Origin of the sequence: Boseongicola sp., from assembly GCA_014075275.1 — a bacterium.
In the GTDB taxonomy this organism is placed as follows: domain Bacteria; phylum Pseudomonadota; class Alphaproteobacteria; order Rhodobacterales; family Rhodobacteraceae.
Genome location: CP046179.1, coordinates 1,451,045 through 1,463,092, shown reverse-complemented (window position 1 = coordinate 1,463,092; position 12,048 = coordinate 1,451,045). Strand labels below are relative to the sequence as shown.

10 protein-coding genes are annotated in these 12,048 nt (G+C 53.4%); 5 read left to right on the top strand and 5 right to left on the bottom strand.

Annotation, left to right across the window (positions count from 1 at the left end; translation table 11 throughout):
- Positions 1-69: 69 nt before the first annotated feature.
- From GKR98_07360 to GKR98_07350, 3 genes are read left to right on the top strand one after another with little or no spacing between them, the layout of a single operon-like run.
- Entirely contained in the window at positions 70-675 is a 606-nt protein-coding gene (locus GKR98_07360) for a TetR family transcriptional regulator (protein ID QMU58030.1), read from the top strand.
- A gap of 19 nt (positions 676-694) precedes the next feature.
- Complete coding sequence (locus GKR98_07355; protein QMU58029.1) at positions 695-2,782, top strand: alpha/beta fold hydrolase; 2,088 nt, start codon at positions 695-697, stop codon at positions 2,780-2,782.
- Positions 2,783-2,801: 19 nt separating this feature from the next.
- A complete protein-coding gene (locus tag GKR98_07350) occupies positions 2,802-3,221 on the top strand; it encodes a hypothetical protein (GenBank protein ID QMU58028.1) in 420 nt (139 codons plus the stop codon).
- Positions 3,222-3,302: 81 nt separating this feature from the next.
- On the opposite strand, the gene GKR98_07345 is transcribed toward GKR98_07350, so the two are convergent.
- Entirely contained in the window at positions 3,303-4,088 is a 786-nt protein-coding gene (locus tag GKR98_07345) for a phenylalanine 4-monooxygenase (protein ID QMU58027.1), read from the bottom strand.
- A 106-nt stretch (positions 4,089-4,194) separates the two neighbouring features.
- Here GKR98_07345 and GKR98_07340 point away from each other — a divergent pair, with 106 nt between their 5' ends.
- On the top strand, positions 4,195-4,653 hold the full coding sequence (locus GKR98_07340; protein QMU58026.1) for a winged helix-turn-helix transcriptional regulator: 459 nt from the start codon (positions 4,195-4,197) through the stop codon (positions 4,651-4,653).
- A gap of 6 nt (positions 4,654-4,659) precedes the next feature.
- Here the strand turns inward: GKR98_07340 and trpS are convergent, their stop codons facing one another.
- Entirely contained in the window at positions 4,660-5,691 is a 1,032-nt protein-coding gene (gene trpS / locus GKR98_07335) for a tryptophan--tRNA ligase (GenBank protein QMU58025.1), read from the bottom strand.
- An 82-nt stretch (positions 5,692-5,773) separates the two neighbouring features.
- On the opposite strand from trpS, the gene GKR98_07330 reads away from it, so the two are divergent.
- Entirely contained in the window at positions 5,774-6,466 is a 693-nt protein-coding gene (locus GKR98_07330) for a rhomboid family intramembrane serine protease (protein ID QMU58024.1), read from the top strand.
- Here GKR98_07330 and murJ read toward each other — a convergent pair.
- The 3 genes from murJ to GKR98_07315 all read right to left on the bottom strand — a co-directional run bounded on the left by murJ (position 6,457) and on the right by GKR98_07315 (position 12,044).
- Positions 6,457-8,037: a murein biosynthesis integral membrane protein MurJ gene (murJ, locus tag GKR98_07325; protein ID QMU58023.1), complete on the bottom strand. Its 1,581-nt coding sequence runs from the start codon at positions 8,035-8,037 to the stop codon at positions 6,457-6,459. The two genes, GKR98_07330 and murJ, sit on opposite strands and share 10 nt — an antisense overlap.
- Positions 8,038-8,101: 64 nt before the next feature.
- Complete coding sequence (locus tag GKR98_07320; GenBank protein ID QMU58022.1) at positions 8,102-10,915, bottom strand: [protein-PII] uridylyltransferase; 2,814 nt, start codon at positions 10,913-10,915, stop codon at positions 8,102-8,104.
- Entirely contained in the window at positions 10,875-12,044 is a 1,170-nt protein-coding gene (locus tag GKR98_07315) for an ABC transporter substrate-binding protein (GenBank protein QMU58021.1), read from the bottom strand. The genes GKR98_07320 and GKR98_07315 overlap by 41 nt, the downstream gene beginning before the upstream one ends.
- Between the last annotated feature and the right edge of the window lie 4 nt (positions 12,045-12,048).

Sequence of the window (12,048 nt, the reverse complement as noted above, 5' to 3'; positions counted from 1 at the left end):
GGAAATCCAAAAAATTCGCCTTGATTAATTCGTTCGAACGATTTAATTAATGACGAAACAGGAGACCTCATGGCCCGCGTAACCGCCGAAAAAGCCGCTGAAACAAAAAGGCATCTGGTCGAAGCCGCCCGGCAGGTTCTGACCGAACGTGGCTACGCTGGTTTGTCTACGCGCCAGGTCGCCGAAGTTGCCGGGACACAAATGAGTCAAATCCAATATCACTTTGGATCAAAGCAGGGGTTGGTGCTTGCCGTCTTCGAAGACATGAATGCCGAGCTTCTCACCCGTCAGCGGGTCACCTTTGACGATCCGGACACATCGCTGGCCAAGCAATGGGATGTGGCCTGTGACTTTCTGGAAGACGACCTTGAAAGTGGATACGTTCGTATCCTTCAGGAACTCATTGCCGCTGGCTGGTCCGACCCGGTCATTCGTGAAAACGTCGTCAATGGCCTGCGGGGCTGGCACGAGCTACTGCTTGATTTGTCGGGAAAAATCGCCAGCCGGCAAGGGGACGACGCAACCTTGGGCAAGCACCAGATCGCTGCTCTGATATCATCTGTCTACCTGGGTGCAGAAGCGCAAATCCTGCTTGGCTTTGACGAGTCCGAACGCCCGATACGATCGGCTTTCCGCCAAATAGGTACCCTTATTCAAATGCTCGAAACCGCCTAAAAAAGAACGAGGCCAGAAAATGCGCGCCAAACTTCCTCATACCTCCGGCAAAGTCGACCGCGACGGAACCGGCATTCACTATGACATCTACGGCGAAGGGGATGTGACAATCGTGTTTGTCCCCACCTGGGCGATTATCCACTCCCGTGTCTGGAAAGCCCAAGTTCCTTATTTCAGCGACCGCTTTCGAGTCATAACTTATGATCCCCGCGGCAATGGCAAAAGCGACCGTCCCTATACACCGGAAGGTTACTCTCTGGAGGCGATTGTCGATGATGTCGTGGCAGTGTTGGACGCAACGGGCACTGAAAAGGCCGTGCTGGTTGGCCTTTCCTTTAGCAGCGCAGTTTCATTTGCAGCGGCGGCCCGCTATCCGGATCGCGTGCAAGCTGTAGTTTCAACCGGAGCTTGGACTCCTTTGGCGCCGCCCCTGAACGACCGTGTCGACGCCACTGCAGAGCACTCTGACCCGCAGGGCTGGGAAAAAGACACGTTCAGCTACTGGCGCCGCGACTACGCTGATTACACGGACTTTTTCTTGGGACAGGTCAACAACGAACCTCATTCAACCAAGCAACACGAAGATGCTGTGCGTTGGGCGACCGAGGGCGATGCCGAAATGCTGATCATGACCCAGTCGGGTCGCCAGGCGGATTTGGCCGTTTCCGAAGACACTTATCGTCAGGTCCAATGTCCCAGTCTTGTGGTCCACGCCGAGAATGATGCAATTACTTCGGTCGTGGGTTCGCAAATGATTGCCGATATTACCGGCGGCGAGCTTCATATAGTTCCACGCGGCGGGCATGCCGTTCACGCCCGTTTTCCGGCATGGTTCAACATCACAATGCGTGATTTTCTTGCCAAGCACCTGGGCACTCATAGACCCGTCCGCCGCAAGGTTCGCCCTGCAAAGCGCGCTCTCTACCTGTCCTCACCAATCGGCCTTGGGCATGCGCGCCGGGACCTCGCCGTTACGAAAGAGCTGCGCAATCTGCACCCCGATCTAAAAGTGGATTGGCTGGCCCAAGACCCGGTGACGCGCTTCCTCGATGCCAATCAGGAAAGCATCCATCCTGCCAACAAATTGCTCGCAAACGAAAGCGAGCATATAGAAGATGAATGTGGCGAACACGACCTTCATGCCTTCCAAGCCATCCGCAGTATGGATGAGATTCTGATGAAGAATTTCATGGTCTTTCAAGAGGTTCTGGAAGAAGAAAAATACGACCTTGTGATCGCAGACGAGGCTTGGGACGTAGATCATTACTGGCACGAACATCCCGAAATGAAAAAAGCGCAGATTGCTTGGCTGACGGACTTTGTTGGCTGGGTGCCGTTCGCCGAGAATGGCGCGCACGAGGCGTTTCTGACCACTGATTACAACGCCGAGATGATTGAACACATCGAAAGTCAGCCCGGCGTACGGGATCGCGCAATATTTGTCGGCACGCCAGAGGACATCGTCAACAGGGGTTTTGGCAAAGACCTGCCGCAGATGCGCGATTGGATTCCAAACCACTACGAATTTTCGGATTACATCATCGGGCAACACCCGTCAGAATTTGGCAGCCGCGAAGACCTGCAGGCAGAATTTGGATACAACGATGGCCGAAAAACCTGCATCGTCTCCGTAGGTGGCTCTGGCGTCGGGGCAACTCTGATCCGGCGCATTCTTGCGGCCTACCCGGCGGCCAAATCGCGTATTCCTGAATTACGCATGATCGTCGTGGCCGGACCGCGCCTTGATCCAGCGATGTTTGACGTCCCTGAAGGTGTCGAGATGCGCGCATTTGTTCCCAATCTTGACCGGCATCTCGCGGCTTGCGACCTAGCATTGGTCCAAGGAGGATTGACCACCTGTATGGAGCTTACCGCCGCCGGAACTCCGTTTCTGTATTTCCCTCTGCGCAATCACTTCGAGCAAAACTTCCACGTTGCCAGCAGGCTTGAGCGTTACAATGCCGGCAGGAAAATGATTTATGCTGAAAGCGATCCCGACAGGATTGCGACAGCGATGGTTGAAGAGCTAAAGGCCCCTCGCATCCCTCTACCTGTCGCATCCGGAGGCGCACGTTCTGCGGCCGAAATGCTTTCGGAACTTCTCTGAACGAAAAGGAGCAACGTCGATGACCACTGAACATGACGAAATCCATGCTGTTGCCTTGGATTACATCGAGGGCTGGTTTGAAGGTAATGCCTCCCGTATGCGACGTGCGCTCAGTCCTGATCTTCGCAAGTGTTCGATAAGTACCGATCCTAAGTCGGGAAAGGTGATGGTATGCCAACCCAACAACAATGCATTTCGGATGGTCCGTCTAACAGAGTTGGGCATCATGAAAGAAAATAATGTTAAAGTGGATGTCGAAGTTCTTTATGTTTTCAGAGATATAGCGGCGGCTCGAACAACATGCCCTTATTTCGAGGATCTCCTGCACCTTGCAAACTTCGGAGACTACGGCTGGCGCATCGTAAACGCCATATGGCAAGTTACCGAAGGTGAATGGTCACCTTCAGCCGAAGAAGAGCTTGAGCAACTGATGGCATAGCTCTCAGTCCTGTGGAAGGCGTCCGTTGGATGTCATGTCGGGCTTATCAATGGCAAACGGCCCGGATGCGAAGTGCTCAATTCAAGCTGCCACTTCAAACTGCGGCGGAAGATCACCCATGGCCATTGCTTGGCTGATCAATGAATCAATATCTTCATCAATGGCGGATACCAGTTCGTCGAAACCTTCAATTGCAAAGTAAACGGGTTGCAGGATGTCTATGCGATAAGGCGTGCGAAAGATCGTTAGCAGATCAAACGGAAGCACGTTCGCGTCCCTTCCAGCAGCATGAGCCGCTTCTGATGGCGATGACATGATGCCAGCGCCAAACGCCTTGCGTTCGCCGTCTTCATGAATCATTCCGAATTCCACTGTAAACCACCACAAGCGATAGAGATGCTTGATCTGGTTCTTTGGAAGGCTCAGGGCCAGCGCACCAAACCGTTCCATAAATGTGCAAAAATCAGCGTTTGTAAGCATCGGGCAGTGCCCGAAGACCTCGTGAAAAATGTCAGGCTCTTCGATATAGTCGATGTCTTCACGACGCCGGATGAAAGTGGCGACGGGAAAGCGGCGGTTCTTCAAAAGGTTTGAAAACTCTGATTGCGAGATAAGGGCTGCAACCGGTTTAACTCCCGCGCCGGTGAGTGAGTTGAGTTTCATGTCCAGGTCACGAACCTGTGGAATTTGATCTGGTGCGAAAGCAAGTTTGGATTGCCCTTCCAAGTAGCTGCGACAGGCAAACCCTTCTAGCGTCTGCATCTGGCGGTCGAACATTTCGCCCCAAATTGCTGTTTCGCCAGCGTCATAGTGAAACAGCCCATCTGGACCGGGTTCTTTCGACGTGTAGTTGGTGGATTTCATCACAAATACCTCTCTTACATGAGAGTTTGGCCCGATACTCAGGGAATTCTTGCTGAATTGGCTGTTCTTGAATAGATTAATGGCAGTAAATCCCAACTTGGCGCTGAAAATGAAAATTTCCACTCAAGACAGAGCTATTTTGCGGGAAATCCAGCGAGATGCCACTCATTCGCTCTCTGCGCTTGCCGACAAACTTTCCATGGCGCAATCTACGCTTTGGCGCAAAATGAATGATCTTGAGGCCGCGGGCGTCATACGCGGCAGGGTTACTCTGGTGGATCCCGCGAAAGTCGACGTCAAGTTATGCGTCTTTGCCAATGTCACACTGGAAGATCACTCGGAAGAAGCCGTCGACGCGTTCGCCCGACTGGTCGGAACGCACAGCGAAATTCTGGAGTGTCACAAGATCTCAGGCGCATCAGACTATGTATTGAAAATTCGGGCGGCCGACGTCGAAGCCTATGAAAACTTTCAGACAAGGTTCTTGCTTAGAAGCCCTTGGGTGCGATCAGTACAATCAAGTTTTGTTTTGAAAGAGGTCAAAGCAACAACAGAATTGCCGCTTTGATCCAATTTATCTGCGTGACGAGATCATTCCGACGATTTCGTATGTCTTGTCCAATATTGGGGCCGCAATAGCATTTGCGCGCTCAGCACCCCGTCCCAAGATGCGGTCAATTTCTGCCGGATCTGCCAATAACCGGGTCATCTCACCAGAAATCGGCGAAAGCTTTTCGACGGCCAAATCTGCAAGCAAAGGCTTGAACTTGCCCCACTGCATTCCTTGGACTTCAGACATCACGTCGTCTGTCGTGCGTTCGGAAATCGCCGCAAAAATGTCGATCAGATTTCGCGCTTCCGGACGGTCCTTTAGGCCTTCGTAGTTTTCAGGCAACGGCTCTGGGTCCGTGCGCGCTTTGCGGAGTTTCTGTGCAATCGCGTCTGCATCGTCGCTCATATTAATGCGACTCATATCCGATGGATCAGACTTTGACATCTTCTTCGTGCCATCACGCAGGCTCATGACTCGTGTTGCAGGCCCTTCGATGACAGGTTCCGCAATCGGAAAGAAGTCTTCGCCAAAATCGTGGTTGAACTTGGCGGCGATATCGCGCGTCAGTTCCAAATGCTGTTTCTGGTCGTCGCCAACAGGCACATGGGTGGCGTGATACAAAAGAATGTCAGCCGCCATCAGTGCGGGATAGCCAAACAGTCCCAGGGACGCGTTCTCGGTGTTCTTGCCGGCTTTGTCCTTCCACTGGGTCATCCGACCCATCCAACCCATGCGTGCTACACAGCTGAAAACCCACCCAAGCTGTGCGTGTCCAGGAACCTGACTTTGGTTGAACAGAATCGACCGCTCCGGGTCTATGCCGCAAGCGATGAAAAACGCGGCCAATTCGCGTGTGTTGTCTCTTAGTTTTGCGGGATCCTGCCAAACGGTAATCGCATGCTGATCGACCAGACAGTAGATGCAGTCGTTGTATTTGCCAGAGTCCTGCATATCGACGAATTTTTTCAGGGCGCCAAGGTAATTCCCGAGCGTCAATCCGCCCGACGGCTGGATCCCAGAGAAGACACGCGGGGTGAACGCCGCATTCGTCATTGTATATCCCTTTCGAAAAGGTGGATTTTTGCGCCCACGCGGCTTACCGAGTGCATTGAAGCCCGTCAAGAAAGGCAAGGCAATGTCCGACAATAACCCGCAGATGCAACCGGTATTCAATACGCTTCCATCCTCGGTTGTGGTTTTAGCGCTGGCGATCTTCGCGGTCGAAGTTCTGTTTTCTTTGGGGACGCGCGGCATTGTTGGCGGTCCGGGGGCCGTCGGGTGGCGGCTCGAGGCATGGACCGAGTTCGGATTCTTCGCACCCCTTTTGGAGCAGATGGTCGATCGTCAGGAATGGTTCACATCAGAATTGAAGCGCTTTGTCACCTATCCCTTTGTCCATCTCAGCTTCACTCACACGGTGTTTGTCGCCGTATTTCTTTTGGCCCTGGGGAAGTTGGTCGGAGAAGTCATGGGCAATATCACCGTCTTGGTGGTGTTCTTCGCGTCTTCGATATTCGGCGCTTTGATCTATGCAGGTCTAACTGGGGACAGTCGCCCATTAGTTGGGGGATATCCCGGCGTTTACGGGCTTATTGGCGCCTATTCATTCATTCTTTGGGTGACCCTTGGAACACGAGGTCAAAGCCAGTGGCAGGCATTCTCGCTAATCGGCATTTTGATGTCCATTCAGTTGCTGTTCGGCCTACTTTTCGGTGCCGGGAATGATTGGGTCGCAGAGTTTTCCGGATTTCTTATGGGGTTCGCAATATCGCCTATTCTGGTTCCGGGCGGCTTCAGTCGGTTGCTGAACAAGATGCGTCAGCGTTGACGCCGCAAAGCCGATTTCAACTCATCCAGCTGGAAAGCTCCGATTAACAGGCCAGAGGCCGCGTAGACAGCCATGCCCGAAATAACCAGACCAAAGAGAGCCGCAATTTCCAACCCGCCGGTCGCGGCAAAGGGATGTAGAAACAGGTCTGCTCCCCATAGAAACACACCCATAGCGACCGAAGCGAGAATGATCCGCCAAATCCGGTTGCGACAGCGATCATCAAGCACCGCTGCCTGACCCATGCTCCTACTGCCCCACCAAAGCAGCGCCAACATAGTCCATCCTGCGACGGTCACAGCGACAGCTGCGGCGATGTATTCTAACCATGTTGCCAGTCCAATCGCCAACCCCGCATTCACCACCATCGCAACAAGGGCGAACCTGAAAGGTCGGTGCGTATCTTCGCGGGCGAAATAAAGCGGTTGAATGACTTTCTGAAGAATGAAGGCCGGTAAACCGAGCGCATAGATTGCTGTCGCAAGTGCTGTAGCTTGGGTGTCTTCGGGACCAAATGCGCCCCGCTCGAAAAGAGCGCCAATGATTGTTGCAGGGATGACAATCAGCGCCACGGTTGCCGGGACCGAAAACGCCAGCGAAATTTCCGTTGCGCGACTCAGGGCATCCTGTCCGCCTTCTGTATCTTCTGCTTGCAGTCGACGGGACAGGTCCGGCAACAAGACGATGCCGATGGCGATGCCGACCACACCAAGCGGCAGTTGATACAGACGGTCTGCATAGGAAAGCCAGGCAATGGCTCCGTCATAAAAACTGGCAACCTGTCGACCAACCAACAAGTTTATCTGAACGACACCACCGGCCAGTGCAGCCGGTGCGGCAATGATGGCCAGTCTTTTCATATCCGGCGTCAGAACGGGCCTTGTCGGCATCAAATTGAAACCAGCTGTCCGGGCTGCGATCCATACCAGCGCCAGCTGCCCGATCCCCGCAATGACGACCCCAAAAGCAAGGAATGTGCCGTGGACACCTTCACCGCCAGGCGCGTTGATTATGCTAACCGGCAATAGGCCGCTTTCAGCGAACAGCAGCGCACCTATCAGTATGACGTTAAGAAGTACAGGCGCGGCTGCCGCAGCTTTGAAGCGACCGCTTGCGTTCAAGACCCCTGACACCAATGCTGCAAGCGAAATGAACAGAATGTAGACAAAGATTACCCGTCCCAGTGTGACAGCCATATCCAGCCGCGCATCGCCCAAAAATCCACTTGCCATCGCCAGCACAAGCCACGGCATGAAAATGGTGGCAAGAATGGTCAATCCGATCAGAACAAGGGCTAACCAGGCAAAGGCGTTGCGTGCAAAGTCTTCGGCCTCATCTCCCGCTTCCAGCTTCTTCGAAAAAAGCGGAACGAAGGCCATGTTAAATGCGCCTTCGGCGAAAAATCTTCGAAACATGTTCGGCAAAGAAAATGCGATCAGAAAGGCCTCAGCGACAGGTCCGGTTCCAAGCCAAGCAGCAATCAGAATATCGCGGACAAACCCCAGAACTCGGCTGGCCAATGTCCAAACGCCGACGGTCAAGGCTTCACTTATCAGCCGTACCGGCTTCACTTTTGGGCACCCGATTTTTGACCCAAAAATCGACCCCAATCTATCTGTGAAAAATTGGTCACCGTCATGCGTCTCGCGCCCGTTTTGCTCCAGCCGTGATGGCATCCCGTAGTTTGGCTTCCAAGGTCTTTTGCTTACTCGCAGCGTGGAATTTCAGGCCGAACATATCTTTAACATAGAACGTATCCACGACCTGCTCACCATATGTCGCGATGACGGCACTGGCGATGTAGACGTTCGCTTCCGCCAGCGTGCGCGTAAGGTCATACAAAAGGCCCGGACGATCACGCGTATCAACTTCGATGATCGTGTAGATATCCGATCCTTCGTTGTCGAAGGTTATAGAGGTCGGGACCTTAAACGCTTTCTCGCGCTTCTTCATCTTGTCACGGTCGACAAGAGATTTCCTAGGTAGGACAGTTCCGTGAAGCGTCTTTTCGATCATCGTCCTCAGGCGCGGCAGACGCGCGGACTCATAAGGATGACCTTCGGCGTCCTGAACCCAGAAAACAGCCGTCGCATAGCCGTCAGACGACGTATAGGTTCGTGCATCCACGACGTTTGCGCCGACTAATGCCAGTGCACCTGCCAGCCGCGAAAATATTCCAGGATGGTCCGACAAGGCAAAACAAACGCGCGTCGCATCTCGATCTTCGTCGGGGGTCAGATTGGTGAGGATCTCATCATCCGCAATGTCGCGCAACATGTCTGCAAAGACGACATGGGTGTCGTTTGGCAAACCCTGCCAATAGGGGCCATAGTGCCGACTGGTCTCGCGGCGAAGCTGTTTTGTGTCCCAAGAGACCAGCGCAATCCGGAGAGCCTTCTTTGCTTCTTTCTCTGCCGCTTCGCGATTGACAGCCTCTAGCCCGTGTTCCAGAGCTGCTGCTGTTTGTCGGTGTAGGCCGCGCAATAATTGTGCTTTCCAATTGTTCCAGACGCCCGGCCCAACGCCACGAATGTCACAGACAGTCAAGACAGTCATCAGATCCAGGCGCTTTTTGGTCTTCACCGCCTTTGCGTAGTCGCGGACCGTTCGCGGGTCGGAAATGTCGCGTTTCTGCGCCATATCGGACATCAAAAGATGATAGCGCACCAGCCACTCGACAGTTTCAGCTTCGTCTGACTTCAATCCAAGCCGTGGAGCGACCTTGCGAGCGATTTTTGCTCCAAGAATGGAGTGATCTTCGGGTCGACCCTTGCCAATGTCATGCAGCAACAAGGCCGCATACAAAACTTTTCGATTCACCCCGTCCTTTAGGACCTGACTTGCGATGGGTAGTTCTTCCACCAACTCGCCACGCTCGATTTGTGCAAGAATGGAAAGGCACTGGATGGTATGCTCATCAACGGTATAGCTGTGGTACATGTTGAACTGCATCATCACGACAACTGGTGCGAATTCGGGGATGAAGGCAGCCAGGACCCCCAATTCATTCATGCGGCGCAGAGCCCTTTCCGGATTGCCGCGCTTAATCAGTAAATCCATGAATATTCGGTTGGCTTCGGGCGAGTTTCGCATGTCCTCGTCGATCAGATGCAAATTGGCCGAAACCAAACGCATTGCATCGGGGTGGATCAGATAACCGGTTCTCAGGGCTTCATCAAAGATACGCAACAAGTTCAATTTGTCAGACAAAAAGGATTTCTGACGCGTTACTGCAATTCGATTGTGCTTGATCGTATACTCTGAAGCAACTTTACGGCGTCTCCTAAAAAATGTCGCTAGGGACGGTGCATTTTTCACATGCGCTGCTTCAAGTGCAGTCAGGAAAATGCGTGTTAGTTCGCCAACCTGCGTAGCGTGGCGAAAATAGTCCTGCATGAAGTGTTCAACAGCACGACGCCCTCCGCGATCAGAATATTTCATGCGTTGGGCAACTTCGACCTGCATGTCGAATGTCAATTGATCCATGGCGCGATTGGCGACCAAATGCATATGGGTCCTGACTGCCATAAGGAAGCTTTCGGCCGCTACAAAGCCGTCGTATTCATCCTGTCGAAACAGCCCCAGACCAACCAGGTCACTAACGTCTTGGACTCCGTGGATGTATTTGCCGATCCAGAACAAAGTCTGAAGATCGCGCAAGCCGCCTTTGCCCTCTTTGACATTCGGCTCGACCATATACCTCTGCCCGCCCTGTTTGCGGTGCCGCTCTGCGCGTTCGACTAGTTTGGCTTCAATGAATTCCGCAGCGCTGCCTTTGAACAACTCGGTCTTAAGTCGGTTGTGTAGTTCTTCGGCAAGAGACTCATCTCCAGCCAGAAATCTATGCTCCAGCAAGGCAGTGCGAATTGTGTAATCATCACGACCCAGCCGAAGGCAGTCTTGCACAGTTCGACTGGAATGCCCGACCTTCAAATGCAGATCCCAAAACATATACAACATGCTTTCGATCAGACTCTCGGCCCACGGCGTGACTTTCCAGGGCATCAGAAACAGTAAGTCGACATCGGAATGCGGTGCCATTTCCCCGCGGCCATACCCACCGACCGCGATCACTGCTAATCGCTCGCCTTCGGTTGGGTTTGGATTTGGATGCAATCGTGTCTGCGCGATCTGTAAGACCGTTTTCACCACGCCATCAGTAAGCAAAGAATAAGCCCGCACTACGGGTCGCGCTGCCAATGGATCGTTATCAAAACCTGCTGCAATTCGTTCGCGACCAGACTCCAGCGCGGACTTTAGCACTTCGACAGTCGCATTACGAATAGAGCGGCCATCTGTGCAATCACCAAGAGCTGCAACAATCTCGGCCATAACCGCGTCGTGGTCGAAAATCTCGGCATCTGGAGCAATCAGACTCAAGTTGTTCGATCCCCCAGATGCGTCAGGTTCAGAAACCCGGGCCGGCAAAGCTTCTTGGAGCGGTATCAATGACAGTTACCTGATTGTTCTGGATTTGTGCCACGGCAAGACCGCGCTCGTTCGTGCCGTTCTGGAAGAAGCGAAACGGCCCATAAACACCTGCAAACCCCTGACCTTGAATCAGGCTTTCGCGGCTGAGTGCATTAGAATTTCCCTGTGCGATCAAAGCGCCCACGGCAGCGACAGCATCATAAGCCAGACCAGTTACCGGGCTTGGAGTTCGACCAAAGGCAGCCTGATAACGGGCATCGAAGCGAGCGCTTAGATCCGGGTCAGGCGCCGCGAACCATGCTCCTTGAAGACCCTTCAATGACAACGCGCTGGCTGGAACGTCCAACCTTTGGATGCCGACGAATTGCGCAACTTCGGGATCAATCCCGTTCTCCGGAAGCAGTTCAGACAAAAACGGTAATGTCCCGCGATCTGAAGCATTTGCCGTTGCAATTAGTACAGTAGCACCAGATGCACGAAACTCGCGTGCGATATTTGGAACGGCTTCGATGACTCCGGTCTGCGACTTCGGATAGCTCATCGCGCCGGCCAAAACGCCGCCGTTTGCAGCTAGTGCGCGTTCTATCGACACGCGCGCCAATTCATCGGCAGCCGTTTCTTCGTGAACAATGAAAAAGCGGTTTTTGCCCTGCGAAACAGAATAGCGAACAAGCCGATCAGCGGCGGTCTGGAACGTGTTGCCCATGACAAAAACGTTGCCGCCCGCCACGCCCGGATTATTCGAGAACGACAGGACGTTAACACCACGCGGCGCGGCCACTTGACCGGCTGCTCGTGCAGCCTCACCAAATAGGGGGCCAACAATTATCCGCGCTCCTTCGCTAAGCGCATCTGAAGCTGCGATTGTAGCGCCTTCCGGGGTGCCTTCGGTGTCATAGACTCGCAAATCTATGGCCGCCCCCTGAAGGTCGCCAACGGCCATTCGCGCCGCGTTTTCCAATGACAACGCTAGTTCTGCGCTTGTCGATGAGCTTGCCGGTACCAAAAGCGCGACAGGTACAGACCTTTGAGTATTGATCAGCGGACCATTTCCAAGCGATACGTCGCAAGCAGCCAGAACACCCGAGGCCAAAACAGCCACCAAACCCGAGACAACCTTGCGGCGGACTGACAAAAACGCGACCATCTGA